This window comes from Candidatus Desulfolinea nitratireducens, assembly GCF_982879505.1.
Window position 1 is genome coordinate 1 of sequence record NZ_CEYOSI010000053.1, and the last position, 18,143, is coordinate 18,143.

Below are 18,143 nucleotides of genomic sequence, written 5' to 3' on the forward strand. Positions count from 1 at the left end.
TATACTTGCAAAAATATTTTTTTCTGGTATCTTTCCAGTGACTTCTTTAGGACATTTAATTATAAGGTTTTTTATGCGCAAATATATTTACTTTACCGTCTTCATCTCTGGCATGACCACCCTCGCCGCCGAGCTTTCGGCTTCGCGGTTGATCGGCAACGTTTTCGGGACAAGCAATCTTGTCTGGGCGGCAATCATCGGCCTGATGCTGCTCTATTTAACGCTGGGATATTTCCTCGGAGGAATACAAGCCGATAAATCGCCACACGCCGAAAGTATGTACAAAGTTCTGGCTTGGGGAGCGTTTACGCTGGGTATCGTCCCCTATATCGCCAATCCAGTTTTGCGCGCAGCCGCAATCGCTTTTGACGGTATCCAGGTCAGCGTGATGATGGGAGCCTTTGTCGCCGTGCTGGTGCTTTTCAGCATCCCGATCACATTGCTTGGTATGATCTCCCCCTATGCAATCCGCCTGACCATGGATGACACTGAAAAAGCCGGCAAGGTCTCTGGCAATATTTACGCCGTTTCCACACTGGGTTCTTTTCTCGGCACCTATTTGCCTGTTCTGGTTCTAATTCCCACCGTCGGAACTACAAATACTTTTCTTATTTTCAGTCTTTTTCTATTATTCGTCGCACTTGCAGGTCTCGCTAAAAGCGCCGGAATGCGCGCCATGTTGCCCTACCTGCTGATGGTGGCTGGCATCGCCGTACTCGTTCTTATCAATGGAGGGGGTGGTATCAAAAAAACAGCGGGGCAAATTTACGAAACTGAATCCGCTTATAACTATATCGAAGTATTACAACGCGGCACTGAAACCCATCTGCGCCTGAATGACGGACAGGGCGTGCATTCAGTTTACGATCCCGATAATCTCGACTACGATGGCCCCTGGTCTCAATTTCTGGTCGGCCCCTTTTTCAACGTGCCACCCCACTCCACCAAAGATGTAAAGCGCATCGCCATCGTCGGGTTGGCGGCGGGCACATTTGCGCAACAAGCCACTGCTGTTTTTGGCGAGATTCCGATTGACGGTTTTGAGATTGACCCCAAGATCATAGAAGTTGGGCAAGAGTATTTCGGAATGAATGGATTATCTAATCTGAATGCCTATGCCGAGGATGGACGCTGGGGTCTTGCGCATAGTACCCATCAATATGAGATCATTGCCGTGGACGCCTACAGGCCGCCCTATATTCCCTGGCATATGACAACGAGGGAATTCTTTCAGATCGCATACGACCGCTTGTCCTCAACAGGCGTGCTGACCATCAACGTGGGGCGGCTCCCCAACGACCGTCGTTTGATCAACGGCCTGGCAACGACTATTGCCGAGGTATTTCCATCTATCCATATCATGGATATTCCTTACACCCTCAACTCGATCATCTATGCGACCAAGGAGCCGACCAACGAGGATTTTCTAGCTGAAAATTTATCCCTGCTCACCGAAAGCGGAGGCACACATCCGCTGCTGTTGGATGCCATCCAAACCGCATGGACATATCGCCAATCCAACCACGAAACTACAACCGTCTTCACAGACGACAAGGCCCCCATCGAATGGATCACAAATGATATGATTTTGCGATTCATGCTGGGCGGAAATGTGGAATCATTACAATAAAACAGAGGCTGAGCGGCGACCGCAGGAAGTGTAGCGGAGCGAAATCGCAGTCGAAGAACACTTTTATAAAACCCGCCCTTCGACTGCGCTCTGCTTCACTCAGGGACTGCCAACCAAAATAAAATTATGAATAAAACCCTTTCTTCCATCCTTTCCATCATCACCACCCTCCTCATACCGATTGCCCTGGTTTTGCTAGGCATTCGGATCTTATTGACGCCTATCTTTCCGGAAATCGAATACCGCACACCAAACTTCCCTCCAGATAGTTACGGCTTCACGCAGGCAGAGCGAATTCATTGGGCAAAAAATGCGATAGAGTATCTCAACAACGATTCGGGACCAGAATTTCTTGGTAAACTGCAATTTGAGAATGGCCTTCCCCTCTATAAAGAGAGCGAAGTCAGTCATATGCTGGATGTGAAGATTCTGATCCAGGTTGCGTTAAAGGTTTGGGGCGCGGCGCTTGGGATCCTGATAATATTTGGGATCTGGGCAAAGTACGGAAAATGGGAGCAAGGCTATCGACAGGGGTTGATGCGGGGCGGCTGGCTAACACTCCTCCTGACCGCTCTTCTGGCTGTGCTGGCATCGATCAATTTTTGGGAATTCTTCGCCCAATTCCATCATCTCTTTTTTGAAGGCGATACCTGGATATTTCTCTACTCAGACACACTTATCCGTCTATTCCCAATGCGTCTCTGGCAGGATGCCTTTTTAATGGAGGGAATCATTGTAGTAGGCGGCGGGCTGGCACTCGGTTTAGGTCTGAAACCACGTGCCAAATAAAGTGTTAAGGGTGGTGTATAATTCTACTTTGAGAAAACGAGGAGCCTGAAATGACTGAATTTTTATCTTTAGACGGACGCGTGGCTATTATTACCGGTGGCGCCCGAGGCATTGGAAAAGCTATCGCTGAAACTTTGGCCCAACGGGGCGCAAATATTGTGGTTGTTGATTTACGCAAAGAGTTGGCTGAAGAAACAGCGAATGAAATTGCAGCGAAAACTGGTCGAGAAGCTATTGCCCTCGAGGCAGATGTTTCCAATCAGGAAAGCGTTAAAGCAATGATCAAGGCCGCACTTGAGAAGTTTGGCAAGGTAGATATTCTGGTCAATAATGCCGGAATTACACGCGACGGATTGATTATGCGCATGAAAGAATCTGATTGGGATATGGTCTTGGATATAAACCTGAAAGGCGCATTTAATTGTGCCCAAGCTATAGTCCGTCCGATGATGAAACAGCAATATGGACGTATTATCAATATTTCATCTGTATCGGGTGTGACCGGGCAAGCCGGGCAGACCAATTATTCTTCATCAAAGGCCGGGCTGATCGGCCTTACAAAAGCGCTGGCAAAAGAAGTCGGCTCTCGCAACATCACCGTAAACGCAGTTGCCCCCGGTTTTATTGAAACAGTATTGACCGTTGATCTCCCGGAAGAGATTAAAGATTTCTCCATAAAAATGACACCGCTGGGAAGATTTGGAGTACCACAGGATATTGCAAATGCCGTTGCTTTCCTCGCAGCAGATGAATCTTCCTTTATCACCGGCGTTACCCTGCATGTGGATGGCGGTATGGTGATGTAAGGTTGAATTTGCACGGAATAAGCAAGTGAACCAGGAGATAAAATGGATCAAAACACACGCCCCCCAGGAAAGACAACCGTTGCTCCCGATGTATTGGTCGAGATCGCCAGAATGGCCGCATTATCGGTAGCAGGCGTCCACGCCCTCGCTTCCGTTTCCGGAGGCGTCAACCGCCTGTTCCGTCGTGGCAATGGTGACGGTGTGCGTATATCTATTGAAGATGATGTCGTCTATGCAGATCTATATATCATCCTTGAAAAAGACATCAATATTCGTGATATCAGCCGCACTATCCAGAAAAAAGTTACCCGTGCCATTCACGAAATGGTTGGGATGGATGTTGGCGAGGTAAATATTCACATTGAAAATATTGCATTTGAAACAGACGAAGAGGCCCAAACTGCATGAAGCAACGCACCAGAGCACGTAGTCTCGCTCTGCAAGTACTTTACGAAGTTGATCAGAGTAATCATTCCCCAGGCACGGTTTTCACCCAACGTCTGAAGGAGCTTCCCCTATCCAAAGAATTACAGGAATTTGCTCACCAGATCGTTTTTGGAGTACTGCCCCTTGCTCAGGAATTAGATAAGGTGATCGCAAAATATGCGCCTGAATGGCCACTGGATCAGATTGCAACCATTGATCGAAATATTTTACGGATCGCCTTCTGGGAGTTTGGCGTTGATCAAAAAACCCCCGTTAAAGTAGCCATCAATGAAGCCGTAGAACTAGCCAAATCCTACGGCTCAGATGCCGCTCCTGGCTTCATAAACGGTGTTTTGGGAAGTCTGGCAAAACACAAAAACGATATTATCCAGTCTATTCAGAGCACAACCAAAAATAAAGGTACGTAATGGAAATTCTTGGTATTGGTGTCCCCGAATTTGTCTTTATTCTTTTAATTGCCTTAATTGTTCTGGGACCAAAAGATATGCAAAAAGCTGGAAAAACCATCGGCACATGGATGCGCAAGGTGGTTATGTCATCGGAGTGGCAAAATATTAAAAATGCCTCAAATAAACTCAAAACACTCCCGAACCAACTTATGCGGGAAGCCAATCTGGATGATATAACCTCGAATTTTGAAACTCTTGGTAGCGATAAACCTAGGGTGCCAATACCAGATAAAAACTACGGATCATGGGGCGGATCGGCACGTCAAAACCATACCGTAGAGAATAGCATCGCCCCACCTCAGGACGATAAGCCTGCTCCCGCCAAAAGTACGGATACGGGCAAAATAACGCCTCCCGTCAACAATGCTGACTCTTCAGAGATCGATAATGCGTAATTTTAATAACAAAGTTTGGAGGATCATTTCTGCTCCTTTTCGTTTTATCTGGTGGTTAATTAGCGCTCCTTTGAGAGGCTGGAAAAAGCTTAATGATTTCCTTAACGATAATCCCGAAGAACATTCTCTGATTGACACGACGGTCAGCGTCTTTCAATCGGAAGATGCCCGCATATCATTTTTTGACGAAATTGAAACTCTTCGCAAACATCTGTTTCGTGCGCTTTTGGCGTTGATGCTAACAGTCGGCATTTCCTTTGTCTTTACCGAAAAATTGATTGATTATCTTTCTCAACCCGTCGGCGGGATTGATGCACTCCGCGCGATCGAAGTTACGGAATCTATCAGCGTATTCATGAAGGTTGCCTTGATGAGCGGCATCATCATCGCTCTGCCCTATATTGCCTTTGAAATCTGGCTATTTATGGCCCCGGGACTAAAACCACGTTCCAAAAAATTTGGTTTGGTCGGAATCCCACTCTCGACCCTTCTATTTATTGCAGGTGCAGCTTTTTCGTATTTCATCATGCTTCCCGCAGCCCTGCCTTTTTTGCTCAATTTTATGGGCATCCAGGCTGAATTGCGTCCCGCTTCTTACTTTAGCTTTATTCTTGGTGTTATGTTCTGGATCGGGATTGCTTTTGAATTTCCACTTGTAATTTATGCTCTCAGCGCAGTCGGTTTCGTTAAACCAGATGTCCTAAAAAAACAATGGCGGCTGGCAATGGTGATCATCGCCATTCTCGCCGCTGCGATCACCCCCACGGTAGATCCCGTCAATATGGCGCTGGTAATGTTGCCCATGTCTTTACTATATTTCATTAGCATTGGATTAAGCTATATTGCCTACCGTAATCGAGATCTTCAAAAAGAAGAATCTCTCACCGCCTAAAGCGTATTTACTATCACCCTGCCTATACAAAAAGGAAAGGGGAATAAAAATCATGCAAAAAAAACACCCTTTTATTTCTAAACTTGCTCTTTATGCATTGGGCTGTGTGGTCATCCTGACCGGCCCTGCCTGCACTCTCTCTTTATTCGATTTTGGTTTGTCTGGGAGTGGGGAAGAAATTCCTATTACAAATCCATCTGACAACCTTACAAATTCGCCAACACCCATTCCTTCTGCAAAGACAACTTTCACAGTCCATATCCCTGTGCCACTGAACGAGGGTGATATTCTTGCCCTCAGCATCCTCGATGAAGTAACAGGTCTGCCTTTCAACACAATCAATTATCCCCTCCAGGCTATTGATGCACTGACCTATACTGTCGATCTACCTCTTCCGCTCAACGCTGTCATCAAATATCGCTATATCATTCCTGGAGTAACCCGCTCTCAAGAAACCACTAGCGCCAATCTTCCTGTCCGTTACCGTCTCTATAAGGTGGTCGGAATTGGTTCCGTCCAGGACACCGTAACCAGTTGGACAGGGCAAACCTTCAGCGGATCGACAGGAAAAATTCAGGGGTTAGCGATTGACTCGCTTAGCGGTCTGCCGATACCTAACCTGCTCATCGGTGCGGGCGGCACTCAAACACTTACAGATTCTGCAGGAAGATTTTATCTGGACGGAATCTTACCGGGCCTGCATCTTCTTAGCGCTTACTCGCTGGATGGCACTTATCAACCCTTCCAGCAGGGTGCACAGGTAGATGCGGATCTGATCACCCCGGTTCAAATTCACGTCGCACCGGCTCAAATGGTAAATATCACATTTATCGCAAATCCGCCAAAGAATACTGTGACTGGCGCACCTATTCGCCTGGCAGGCAATTTGCTTCAACTAGGGAATACTTTTGGTGATCTGAATGGTGGCTTCAACGCTATCGCAGACCGAATGCCAACCCTTTCTACGATGGCAGATGGTCGATATAGCATTACCCTCCAATTACCCATAGGCACAGACCTGCGATATAAATATACACTTGGGGATGGTTTCTGGAATGCCGAACAAAAAAATAGTGGGGAGCTTATCCTTCGTCGGCTCGTAGTTCCTGAGACAGATCTTATCATTGAAGATAATATTGAAACCTGGCAAACAGGCCCATCATCCCCGATTGTTTTCGATCTCAACGTTCCTGCAAATACACCCGCAGGTGATCTCGTCTACATCCAATTCTTCCCCTATGCCTGGACAGAACCCATTCCGATGTGGACAATGGGCAACAACCGATGGACCTATAAACTTTATGGGCCTCTTGATGTTTTGAACAGCTTTAGCTACCGTTATTGTCGCAATGCCCAATGCGGCAGCGCTGATGACCTCGCCACAATGGGAAACGCCACCACAGGGCGTCAAATTACAACCAGTCTCGCCCCGCAAGATATTCGGGACAGCATTACAGGTTGGGCCTGGCTTGAAGAGGATGCACCTTATACTCTTGTTGCAGCTCCTATTCAGCCTCGCAGCACCGAGTTTATTGCCGGGATCGAATTTCAATCCAACTACTCACCGAGCTGGATGAATTTCACCTCACAAGCAATGCAAAACGTCAGTGCGCTCAACGCCAACTGGGTCGTGTTGACACCAAGCTGGACATTCACGCGTACACAACCTCTGGTTTTCAACGCCCAGCCCGGACAGGATCCACTTTGGGATGATACATCAGGTATGATGTCTCAGGCCCATGCCCTGAATTTGAATATTGCACTTTTCCCGACACCCAATTTCCCAGCGCCTGCTGATGATTGGTGGATAAGCGCACCGCGTGATTTTGGCTGGTGGAATGAATGGTTCGACCACTATCATCAATTTGCGCTCCACTATGCGGATCTCGCCGCACGCAACAATGCAGAAACGTTAATACTTGGCGGAGAGTGGCTTGCTCCTGCCATGCAAAACGGAATCCTGGCAAATGGAGAGCCCTCCGGTGTGCCCGCGGACGCAGAATTACGCTGGAATGCAATTCTTGCCGATCTGCGCGGCCACTTTGGCGGCAAGATCTGGTGGGCATTGCCTTTTACACCTGGCAGCCTTCCGAGCTCACCTCAATTCGTCAAAAGTGCAGATGGGGTTTATCTGCTCTGGAATGCCCCTCTCAGTCAGGAAAACCCAGCCGATAAAAATGCAATGATCGCCGAGGCTGTCCGATTACTTGATGAAGAAATTTCACCCTATCAGGTCGCCGTCGAAAAAGAGATTATTCTCGGACTGGCCGCTCCTTCGGCGACTGGCGTAGAGTCTGCTTGCATTCTTGATCCATTGGGGACCTGCCTGGATTGGACCTCACTTAGCCGGCCAAACGCTGATATTCCCTCGGTTAATTTAAATTTACAGGCCCAAACCGATGTATACGAATCCATGCTAACGGCTATTAATGGCCGCTCCTGGATTGATGGATTCATTAGCCGAGGCTACTATCCGCCTGTAATGCTTAAAGATAAATCGGCTTCGGTCTACGGCAAACCAGCAGCTGACCTGCTTTGGTACTGGTATCCAAGATTATTGGGTTTGGCCCAATAGCGGTTTCGGATTAGCAGAAAAATGCCGCTCTGAAAAAGCGGCATTTTGTTTTTTAATTTTTTTTATGCAGATATTTTATGGAATCGAAGTGGGCGTTAAGGTAGGCGTTGAAGGTAATATCCAGTAAGGAGTAGGTGATGGTATCAGTGAGGGCGTCGGCGATATTTCAAGCGTTGGAGCAGGGGTCGCTGTTTGATAGAAGAATTCCAATGATTCAGTTGGATCAACATCCTCTCCCTCCCAACCACCAACCCAATACTTGCCGCCATCAGCCGCGATTACCTGAGCAAAAAACCAACCATTGTCACTATTCTTGTTCATCACACCCGTTAATGTGAGTATAGAATTTCGCGGCTCCTTCGGTCCGCCTATCGCCTTATTCGGCGCAGAGCGAAGTTTCACGCCATTTTTACGGATAACCTTCACTTTTACACCTTTCAATATGCTAAACATTTTATTCGTCCCAATATTAAACCCACTACCCCTCGGCATGGATATTACAGAACCAGTTTTCCAAGCGGGCCACGATGTCAAAATTATAGGTTCTGGCGTTGCGCTGGGAGTCGAAGTCGGCGTATTTGTTGATGTTGGCACAAAGACATAAACTGTATTGGTTGGCTGTAAGGTAATTGTAGGGCGAAGGGTTGCTGGAGTGGGCGTGTTAGTATTTAGAGAACTGGGCTCCCATGTTTGGAACGCGGCAGCTGTTTGTGTGCTAGCCACTATTGTAAAAACAAGGCCAGGATCCTCAACTTGTTGTGATGAGCAAGCAGACAGAAATATAAGGGCGCATAATATCTGTACGATTTTATTTATCTTCTTCATAAAACTCCAAAACCTTTTTCCTTGATTATACACAATCTACGACTTTTTCGAAGGGATTACCATCCTGCAAAAGTCGTGTTTTTTTAAGAAAAACACCAATTATAATTATCCGAATTCAAATTGGCAAACCGGAGGAGAGATGTCACCAAAAATTCGCAACTTCTTAGTTGGTCTAATTATTTTCTTGTTCATTCTTGGTATTGGTGGAAGCCTGTTGTATAAGAATTGGGTAAAAACCAATACGCCTCTTTCATTTCCCCAGGTAAACGGGGAGATTAAACTCAAAGGATTGGATGACCCCGTAGATGTCTATCGGGATGAAATGGGCATACCGCATATCTATGCCAGTTCATTACATGATCTTTTCATGGCACAAGGATATGTGCAAGCGCAGGATCGATTCTGGCAAATGGATGCCTGGAGGCATATTGGATCAGGAACGCTTTCAGAAATGTTTGGTTCTGCGCAAATTGAAACGGATGCCTTCCTGCGTACGCTGGGATGGAAGCAGACCGCCGAACTGGAATATGCCTCTGCAGAGGGTGATGCAAAACTGATGTTGGATGCCTACGCTGAGGGCGTTAACGCCTATCTGGATGGGCGTAGCGGCACGGAACTCAGCCTCGAATATGGCATTCTGAAATTGCTCAACGCCGATTATATTCCAGCTCCCTGGACTCCCATCAACTCGCTGACCTGGGGCAAGGCCATGGCCTGGGATCTGCGTGGCAACATGGGTGCAGAAATCGAGCGCGCTATTCTGCTGAAAACACTCACTGCGGAGCAAGTGGATATGCTTTTCCCACCGTATCCGGTGGATCATCCTGTTATCGTCCCAACCATCGGCGAAAATGCAGCTTTAACGGATAATAAAGTGATGGCAGTCCTTAGCACCCCTGCAACCACAGATCTGCTCGAAAATGTCAAGACAAATTTTGCCCTGCTTGAAAGTGTGCTTGGCCCAACGGGAGCAGGCATCGGGTCAAATTCGTGGGCGATCGCTGGATCACGTACTGATACGGGAATGCCTTTGCTCGCAAACGATCCCCATTTGGGTATCCAAATGCCATCCATCTGGCATCAAATCGATCTACATTGCCTACCGGTCACTGAAGATTGCTCATTCGAATCGGAAGGTTTTTCCTTCCCGGGCGTGCCAGGAGTTATCATTGGCCACAATGCCAAGGTCGCCTGGGGTTTTACCAACGTTGGGCCAGACGTCATGGATCTCTATATTGAGCGCGTTAATCCTGAGGATCCGAACCAATACGAAGTCAACGGAGAATGGGTAGATTTTGAAACGCGGACAGAAATTATCAAAGTCGGCGGCGGTGATCCTGAAGAAATTATCGTACGGTTGACGCGCCATGGGCCGGTCATCTCGGATACTTATGGCCCCCTCAAAGATGAAGACCTTGATAAAGACAAAGAGCCTTTCAAAGACAAAGCGGGCATCGACCTGCCCGAAAATTACGTTGTAGCACTCAGTTGGACAGCCCTTGAACCTGGGAGTGTATTTGAGGCTATTTGGGGTTTCGATAACGCGCAAAACTGGGAAGAGTTCCGCGAGGCCTCGCGCGGATTTGGCGTGCCTGCCCAGAATCTGCTCTATGCCGATGTAGATGGCAATATCGCCTATCAGATGCCCGGACGCGTCCCCGTGCGCGCCAATGGAGACGGACGCTACCCAGCCCCCGGTTGGACAGATGAATACGAGTGGATAGACTATATTCCTTTCGAGGAGCAACCCTGGCTGCTCAACCCGCAATCCGGTTTCATTGCCACTGCAAACAATCAGGTTAACCCCTGGGATTACCCCTACCTGATTTCCACAGACTGGGCTTACGGCTATAGGGCCGAGCGGATCGTCAATATGCTTGAAAGTGGCCCCGAGAAGATCGACATCGCCTATATCCAGCAAATGCAGGGGGATGGAAAAAATCTCAATGCCGAAACTCTGGTTCCGCTTCTCGGACAGATTCCGCTTGAGGAGCATTTAGCCGAACGATACGCCCTCCTTTCAACTTGGGATTACCAAAACAATATGGACTCAGCCCCCGCTGCCCTCTTCGCTGTCTACTGGAAGAATTTACTGGCAGTCACCTTCAACGACGACCTTCCCGAGGATTATTGGCCCGAGGGTGGCTCACGCTGGTTTGAAGTCATGCGCAATATCACTCCAGACGAGAATAATTTTTTCTGGGATGATAAAGAAACAGAAGAAAAAGAAAAGCGCGACGATATCTTAGCATTGGCTTTTGAACTGGCAGTAAAGGAAATTGAAGATATCCAGGGCAAAGATCCCTCTGCCTGGAATTGGGGAGAATTGCATACGGCCACTTTTGAGAATCAAACATTGGGGCAATCTGGAATTGGACCCATTGAAAATCTCTTCAATCGTGGCCCCTTCCCTACGGCAGGCGGTGAAAGTATCGTTAACGCAACCGGCTGGACCACCACTGATGGCTACGTAGTAGACTGGCTCCCCTCCATGCGTATGATCGTTGATCTGAACGATCTGGACAACTCGATCACCGTCCACACAACCGGGCAATCCGGTCATGCCGGGCATCCACATTATATTGATATGGCCGACATGTGGCGCAATATTGAATATTATCCGATGTACTGGGATCAAGGCTCTGTTGTAAGTAATAGTGAGGACCATCTACGATTGGTTCCTTAAAACGCTAAACACAAAGGGCACAAAGTGACACGAAGAAGATGTTTAATTATCCCTTTGTGATCCTTCGTGCCCTTTGTGTTAAAAAATCAGTTAATTATTTCAGGCGCATATTTATCCGCAAATAAACTTGGTGTGCCCCCCGTATGCCAGAAAAGAACCTTATCGTCAGGCTTGAAATAACCTGACCGAATAAGATCGATCATCCCCCCAGCTGCGCGACCTGTATAAACCGGATCCAGCAGCAAGCCTTCGTATTTGGCGAATAACTGGACTGCTTCGCGTTCGAGGTCGGTCAGGACACCATAGCCCGCTTTACAATATTGATCGGTAGCGAGCACATCCGTGAGTTCAAATTGCTCCCGTTTGCCTAGCAGTGTCGAGGCCTCAGAAGCCAATGCCGATACATGCTCCTTGAGCCAGTTCTCGTCCTCATCAATGCTGATGCCAAGAATCTTCCCGTTAAATCCGAAGAGACGTTTGCCAAGTGTCAGTCCGGCATGAGTCCCGCCCGACGATGTTCCGAAAACGATCCAATCGAAGTGAGCATCTTGCCCGATCAGCTCCTGCACTGCAAAAGCGTAGCCTAACGCGCCTGTGGGGCTGGAACCTCCATAGGGAACCAGATAGGGCATCCCGCCCTCGGCGAGACTCTCCTCATAGGTCTCCTGCAAGATACGGTCACGGTCAGCCCGGTCAGCCACCCAGACGATCCTCGCACCAAAGAGGCGATCCAATAAAAGATTCGCAGAAAGCTGCTCTGGTTTTTCTCCATTCAGGACAAGGATACATTCAAATCCATAACGGGCAGCAGCAGCAGCCGTTTGTCGGCAATGATTGGACTGTGCCGCCCCACCCGAGATGAGGGTCTTCGCTCTCTGCGCTTGTGCCTCAGCGACAAGAAATTCCAGCTTGCGGGTCTTGTTGCCGCCAAATGCAAGACCCGTCTGGTCATCGCGTTTGACATAAAGCTGAGGTCCACCAAGAAATTCAGATAGACGAGGTAACTCTTCAATCGGAGTCGGCAAATGAGCAAAGTTAAGGCGAGCAGGGATTTTCATGGAAGCTCCTTAAAATAAAAGGGGAAATTATATGAATACATGATAAGGATGCGTGAAAAGTGAAGATCACTCATCACTCGTCACGCGTTTCGTCCTTTTCTTTCCTCGCATCCGCATCATATCCAGCACGCGCGGAATAATTTTTGTGTATAGACTATACCAAAACGAATTTGGTGTGTAATCCCACGCACCGAGGGTTCGGACAACCTCCCCTCCCAGGCCTTGCTTGAAACGGAAGACCCCCCACAGACTATCGCTTTCGTCAAAGATTTCGGGCGCTCCCCACAGGTCGTAAACTGCACAGCCGCGTGATTTAGCGCGCTTCATCGCCTCCCATTGCAGGAGATAGGTCGGCATTTTATTGCGATGCAAAGTTGTGGACATACCATAAACATAGTAGGCTCGTTCGGCAAAATAAAAGACGAAGATCGCTGCGACAGGCTCACCATCGACTTCGGCAATTAATGGTTCACAAGCAGGGGTTTTGGTTACAGGTTGGAGGTTGGAAGGTTGAAAGTTTTGCCAAACGGTCAGGTAATATTCTTCATCACGAATTGCAAAGCCGTCGCGGACACTTGTCTCGGCATACATTTTATAGAGCATCGCCCAATCGTCAGAAGCGCCTACACGCATCGTGACGCCCTTGCGTCCCGCCAAACGAATATTGTAGCGAGTCTTTTGCTTCATCCGCGCCAGGATCTCATCCTCGGAGGCAGAAAGATCGACCAGCACCGTATTCCGAAATTGGATCTGGTCATCCGAAAATCTCCAACCGCGATTATCTAATGATAATTGAAGATTTTGCCCCGTAGACATGATTCTTCGAGGAACATGCTCTTGCGATAAAGCAGTCTCCTCAAAGGTGAGATTGCTTACCCTTTCGGGCACAGGTCGTTGGGCTGAAGCCTCCCTCGCAAAGTCATCTTCTTTTTCAGGGATCCCGATTCCCAAGATGACATCTGGGTCAATTTTGACAAAGATCGCACCCTGTTTTTTTGCAAAATCCTGCAAATCATCAAGTACCCGCTCACGCAGAGATTCATCCTCCCAGTCCATCAGCGGGCCTTTGGGAAGATAGAGCACACTTAATCGAGCAGCGAATCCGCTTATGGGCAGAGCACGCTTCAAGATCATCGCAGCCGCTACGATCTGATTACCTTCATCCCAGACAAAGGGCATAGACTCCCAGCTATATTTGGACTTCACCTGCGACCACTCCCAGGTTTGCAAAAAATGGGGATTGGGAAGTTGGGTAATCAGAGTGTTCCAATCGGAACCAGAATAGGGTTTCATAAATTAATCTCAGATTCTGAGCGGAGCGACCGACAGGGAGTAAAGTCGAAGGACGACATTAATAAAAACCGCTCTTCACCCTGTCGGGTACAGGCGACTTCGCTTCGCTCCGCTCAAAGACTGGTTGTGTTTCATATATACTATTTCTTCGTCGCTGTTCTATATAGCGTATACAAAAATGGTTTATAAACTCGATCCAGCGCCTGGGCTGCGCGTTTGACTTCACCGCCAAATCCTCGTTTAAATCGATATACGCCCCATAAGCCTTCATTTCTCTGCGTTCCCGTAAAATGCTTTTCCAGCGTTTCCTCATCTCGATCAGGGACACCCCAGAGATCATACTCCTCTGCGCCATGTTCCTTGGCCCAGCGCATTGCTTCCCATTGGATGAGATAGGTCGGCATCCGATTCCGTTCTTGATTATTGGAGGCCCCGTACATATACCAACTCCGATTTCCACTGATAAAAACCATCACTGCTGCAAGGGGTTTGCCCTCATATTCTGCGACCAATAATTCTGCCGAACCGCCTGGATGAAAGAGATCATAGGCACGCTGATAATATTCCCGCGTGTGGACTCCAAATCCGTCCCGCCCGCCGGTGATCTGGATCATCTCGTTGAAGGCGTCAATATCATCCCAGGCCCGAACAGTGACTCCCTTGCGCCCTGCCAAGCGGATGTTATAACGCGTCTTCTGTTTCATCCGCGCCAAAATCTCGTCTTCAGTACCGCGTAAATCCACGACAATGGTTCGCGGCGGCTGGATCGGGTCACCTATCTGCCAACCGGTGAGGGAAAGATGATCATCTTTCTCTTCCCAGGTGTCTGGCTCAACCTTCAAAAAGATGGCCTTACGTTCAAGGCAAATACGGTCCACTTCATCGCCGAGCGCAGTGTTTTCGCCAAAGATTTTAGGAATAGGCTTGGGGAGATAGGCGATCGTATACCCGAGTGGCAATTTGCGGAATAAAATCTGTGCACTATGTTCGCCGGCTTTAACTCGGACAGCTTCCCAGCCAAAAGAGGATTTCAACTCCCCCCAGGCGCCGCTTTGCAAAATATGGGCGTGGGGTTTTTTTTCGATAATATCATTCCAGTCTGTTAAGAGAATTTCGGGCATAGGATTAATAGTTATATTAGTGTTGTCATTTCGGGGGGAGGGGTAGAATGGATCTCCGCACCGGGGACACTCTCGTCGAGGGTGCTGACAATCGCGCTCGCATCTCCAACCTGAGACAAACTCTCTAAACGGCGAACAAGCTCAAGGAGGCGGTCGTTCCCGAGTTCCTCATCCCCATCGAGACGAAAGATATCGGGATGCTCGGTCTGGTCATAGCTAGTATCTGCTTCCCACAAGATTTCACTCATTTTTTCACCGGGGCGGATTCCCGTGAAAATGATCTCGATATCTTCCTCAGGCTCCAATCCCGAAAGACGGATCAAATCTTCGACCAGATCAAGGATTCGGACCGGCTCACCCATATTAAGCACAAAGGTTTCACCGCCCTGCCCCATCGCAGAAGCCTGCAACACAAGATGGACCGCTTCAGGAATGGTCATAAAGAAACGCTCCATGTCAGGATGGGTAACAGTGACTGGGCCGCCGATAGCGATCTGACGCTTGAAGAGGGGAATAATGCTGCCGCGGCTGCCGAGCACATTTCCAAAGCGGACGACGGTAAACGCCCGCGACTTTTGACGTGCTGCGTCCAGGACGATCATCTCTGCCAGACGTTTGGTTGCGCCATAGACGTTGGAGGGGTTGACCGCTTTATCAGTGGAGATCATCACAAGACGCTTTACGTTGGCATTTATAGCGGCTTCCACCAATCGCTGTGTTCCCAACACATTATTGGTGATCGCCTCCTCAATATTGGCATTGGCTTCCATCAAGGGAACATGTTTGTGTGCAGCAGTATGAAAAATTACCTCCGGGCGATATTCCCCAAACATACGTGCCAGTCGTTCAGCGTGTCGGATATCAGCAATGATGGGAGTAAATTTCAGCGCGGGGTAATCTTCCTGCAATTCAAGCAGGGCTTCAAAAATGCTATTTTCACCATGCCCCAGCAAGATCAATTCGGAAGGTTCCCAACGTGAGATTTGGCGACATAACTCACTGCCAATCGAACCACCCGCACCAGTGACGAGAACAGATTTCCCTTTGAGGGATGCGCCAAGCAAAGCCTCGTTGGTGCGAGCAGGCTGGCGTCGTAAAAGATCGGTAATGTCAACATTACGCAAACGGCTAACGTTAATCTTTCCGCCGAGTAGCTCATAAATCCCTGGCATTGTGCGAAAAGGAATATCTGCCCGGCGACAAATTTCTGCTACCTGACGCACCAACTTGCCGGGTGCGCTCGGAATCGCAATGATCACTTCGTCAAACTGCTGGTTTTCCAAAACCTTGGGCAATTCAGCAATAGTGCCTATGACCGGGATCCCATAAATTTCCTGTCTTTGCTTGGCAGGATCATCGTCAAGAAATCCAACAGGAGTAAAATCAATTTTGGTCGTGCGCTGCATTTCTCGTACAACCAGTGCGCCCGCATCCCCCGCACCAATGATCAGGGTTTTATGTGATTTGCCATTCCGTGTGGAGCTTTGCTCAGCAAGGATTCTGAGAACAAATCGCGAGCCACCAATCAACACAAGGGAAAGCAGCCAATCAATCCCCAATGCAGAGCGCGGCATCCCGGGGCGTACCAATTCTGTGCCAAGCAAAAGGAGCATCACCCCTGTCGTGGCAACGGAGGCTGTCGTCACAGCTGTGGCGATAAGTTTTAGTTCATTGATGCTCGCATAAATCCACATCTGGCGATAAAGACCAAAGAAATAATAGATTGGCACTTTAATCACTAGAGCAACTGCAATCATGATGAGAATTGCCGGAAAATAAAAGGGTAATTCTCCCACGTCAAGTCGTAACGCAAAACTGCCCATGACCGAAATAATAATCACGAGCAGATCGCCAATTAAGACGAAGCGGTTGCGCATGCGCGGTCGCGATTTCTCTTTTAAGCCATCATCCATGCGGCAGTTTCTTTCATCCCATCATCCAGGGTGGTTTGCGCCCTGAAAGCAAATAATTCTTTGGCCCGTTTTGGGCTGCCCACAGAGCGATAGATATCGCCTGCGCGGGGGGCATCAAAAATAGGCCGCGGCGCGTTGGGAAAAATATTGAAAAGACTCTCGATCAAATCAAGGATGCCTGTCTCTCGGCCTGTGCAAATGTTGAAAATACCTCCAGCTGCAGCATCACTTGATGCAGCCAATAAGTTTGCCCGCACCACATCACCAACGAATATCAGATCGCGTGATTGGCCTCCATCGCCATAAATGGTGACAGCCTTACCATCCAGCATCTGCCGGATAAAAATTGGTATAGCGGCGGCATACGCTGTATCAGGCGCCTGTCTGGGACCGAAGACATTGAAATAACGCAGGGCTGTCACACCCAAGCCAAGGGATCGTGTATAAAGTTGAGCGTATATTTCATTCACACGTTTGGACGCGGCGTAAGGCGACATCGGGCTGAGATGCGTTTCTTCGTCGAGGGGCAAGGCTTCTGACTCCCCGTAGACAGCTGCGCTGGAAGCGAAAACTACCCGTTGGACGCCAGCTTTACGTGCGGCCTCAAGCAGGCTTTCGGTTCCCCGGATATTGACATCAAAACAGGTGCCGGGAGTCTCCATGGATAATGGGACCGAGACAAAAGCCGCTTGATGGAAGACCAGGTCCACGTTCACGAGCGAAGCGGCGACCGCATCTGCGTCCCGAAGATCACCCTCAATAATTTCAACATCCGCACGGACAGCATCCAGATTTTCCCGTTTCCCTGTAGAAAAGTTATCGAGAACACGGACTTTATCACCACGTTCAAGTAAGGCTCTGACAAGATGAGAGCCAATAAAACCTGCTCCACCAGTAACCAAAGATGTTGTCATTTAGCGTCCTTTGAAACCAAAGACGGTACCAAAGGTACGGAGTAAGATGGTAAGGTCCATACCGATGGTGCGATGTTTGATATAGTAAAGATCGTATTCAAGCTTGATCCCAGTATCAAAGGTGGAGGAGGCGTAGCCCTGAGTAATTTGTGCCCAACCGCTAATCCCGGGTTTGACAAGCAATCTTGCCCGATAAAATGGGATTTCCTTCTGAAAGTGAACCACGAATTTTTCTCGCTCGGCACGGGGCCCGGCAAGACTCATTTCTCCGCGTAAAACATTGAAAAACTGGGGAAATTCATCAAGGCGTGTTTTGCGCAAAATATTGCCCACCCGTGTTATTCGAGGGT

Annotated in this window: 17 protein-coding genes; 10 read left to right on the forward strand and 7 right to left on the reverse strand. The window is 48.5% G+C overall.

Annotation, left to right across the window (positions count from 1 at the left end):
* Window positions 1-73: 73 nt before the first annotated feature.
* The 8 genes from AC3DOM_RS06590 (at window position 74) to AC3DOM_RS06625 (ending at window position 7,983) form a co-directional block, all read left to right on the forward strand.
* Window positions 74-1,630: a spermidine synthase gene (locus AC3DOM_RS06590; RefSeq protein ID WP_487918238.1), complete on the forward strand. Its 1,557-nt coding sequence runs from the start codon at window positions 74-76 to the stop codon at window positions 1,628-1,630.
* A gap of 126 nt (window positions 1,631-1,756) precedes the next feature.
* Window positions 1,757-2,419, forward strand: a complete 663-nt coding sequence (locus AC3DOM_RS06595; RefSeq protein WP_487918239.1) for a TIGR01906 family membrane protein — start codon at window positions 1,757-1,759, stop codon at window positions 2,417-2,419.
* A gap of 50 nt (window positions 2,420-2,469) precedes the next feature.
* Window positions 2,470-3,225 (forward strand): 3-oxoacyl-[acyl-carrier-protein] reductase, encoded by a 756-nt coding sequence (gene fabG / locus AC3DOM_RS06600; protein WP_487918240.1) that lies wholly within the window; start codon window positions 2,470-2,472, stop codon window positions 3,223-3,225.
* A gap of 42 nt (window positions 3,226-3,267) precedes the next feature.
* The gene (locus tag AC3DOM_RS06605) at window positions 3,268-3,633 is read left to right on the forward strand and encodes an Asp23/Gls24 family envelope stress response protein (protein ID WP_487918241.1); all 366 of its coding nucleotides are present in this window, start codon (window positions 3,268-3,270) and stop codon (window positions 3,631-3,633) included.
* Window positions 3,630-4,079 carry a transcription antitermination factor NusB gene (gene nusB / locus AC3DOM_RS06610; protein ID WP_487918242.1) on the forward strand — a complete coding sequence of 150 codons (450 nt, stop codon included), beginning with the start codon at window positions 3,630-3,632 and terminating at the stop codon, window positions 4,077-4,079. Before AC3DOM_RS06605 ends, nusB begins: the two co-directional genes overlap by 4 nt.
* Entirely contained in the window at window positions 4,079-4,516 is a 438-nt protein-coding gene (locus tag AC3DOM_RS06615) for a Sec-independent protein translocase subunit TatA/TatB (protein WP_487918243.1), read from the forward strand. Before nusB ends, AC3DOM_RS06615 begins: the two co-directional genes overlap by 1 nt.
* A complete protein-coding gene (gene tatC, locus AC3DOM_RS06620; RefSeq protein ID WP_487918244.1) occupies window positions 4,509-5,408 on the forward strand; it encodes a twin-arginine translocase subunit TatC in 900 nt (299 codons plus the stop codon). The genes AC3DOM_RS06615 and tatC overlap by 8 nt, the downstream gene beginning before the upstream one ends.
* Window positions 5,409-5,460: 52 nt before the next feature.
* Window positions 5,461-7,983 carry a glycoside hydrolase family 113 gene (locus AC3DOM_RS06625; protein ID WP_487918245.1) on the forward strand — a complete coding sequence of 841 codons (2,523 nt, stop codon included), beginning with the start codon at window positions 5,461-5,463 and terminating at the stop codon, window positions 7,981-7,983.
* 75 nt (window positions 7,984-8,058) lie between these two features.
* On the opposite strand, the gene AC3DOM_RS06630 is transcribed toward AC3DOM_RS06625, so the two are convergent.
* Window positions 8,059-8,436 (reverse strand): hypothetical protein, encoded by a 378-nt coding sequence (locus AC3DOM_RS06630; protein WP_487918246.1) that lies wholly within the window; start codon window positions 8,434-8,436, stop codon window positions 8,059-8,061.
* Between AC3DOM_RS06630 and AC3DOM_RS06635 the strand changes: the two genes are divergently transcribed.
* Together AC3DOM_RS06635 and AC3DOM_RS06640 are read left to right on the forward strand one after the other, a co-directional pair.
* Window positions 8,426-8,587, forward strand: coding sequence for a hypothetical protein (locus AC3DOM_RS06635; protein WP_487918247.1), 162 nt, complete (start codon window positions 8,426-8,428; stop codon window positions 8,585-8,587). The two genes, AC3DOM_RS06630 and AC3DOM_RS06635, sit on opposite strands and share 11 nt — an antisense overlap.
* Before the next feature lie 360 nt (window positions 8,588-8,947).
* A complete protein-coding gene (locus AC3DOM_RS06640) occupies window positions 8,948-11,494 on the forward strand; it encodes a penicillin acylase family protein (RefSeq protein WP_487918248.1) in 2,547 nt (848 codons plus the stop codon).
* An 86-nt stretch (window positions 11,495-11,580) separates the two neighbouring features.
* On the opposite strand, the gene AC3DOM_RS06645 is transcribed toward AC3DOM_RS06640, so the two are convergent.
* The 6 genes from AC3DOM_RS06645 to AC3DOM_RS06670 all read right to left on the reverse strand — a co-directional run.
* Entirely contained in the window at window positions 11,581-12,552 is a 972-nt protein-coding gene (locus tag AC3DOM_RS06645) for a D-cysteine desulfhydrase family protein (RefSeq protein ID WP_487918249.1), read from the reverse strand.
* Between the two features lie 66 nt (window positions 12,553-12,618).
* Window positions 12,619-13,845, reverse strand: coding sequence for a lipid II:glycine glycyltransferase FemX (locus AC3DOM_RS06650; RefSeq protein ID WP_487918250.1), 1,227 nt, complete (start codon window positions 13,843-13,845; stop codon window positions 12,619-12,621).
* A 140-nt stretch (window positions 13,846-13,985) separates the two neighbouring features.
* Window positions 13,986-14,966: a lipid II:glycine glycyltransferase FemX gene (locus tag AC3DOM_RS06655; RefSeq protein ID WP_487918251.1), complete on the reverse strand. Its 981-nt coding sequence runs from the start codon at window positions 14,964-14,966 to the stop codon at window positions 13,986-13,988.
* Between the two features lie 11 nt (window positions 14,967-14,977).
* Entirely contained in the window at window positions 14,978-16,879 is a 1,902-nt protein-coding gene (locus AC3DOM_RS06660; RefSeq protein WP_487918252.1) for a polysaccharide biosynthesis protein, read from the reverse strand.
* A complete protein-coding gene (locus AC3DOM_RS06665) occupies window positions 16,864-17,793 on the reverse strand; it encodes an NAD-dependent epimerase/dehydratase family protein (RefSeq protein ID WP_487918253.1) in 930 nt (309 codons plus the stop codon). Before AC3DOM_RS06665 ends, AC3DOM_RS06660 begins: the two co-directional genes overlap by 16 nt.
* A partial coding sequence (locus tag AC3DOM_RS06670) for a sugar transferase (RefSeq protein WP_487918254.1) occupies window positions 17,794-18,143 on the reverse strand: 350 nt, incomplete at its 5' end.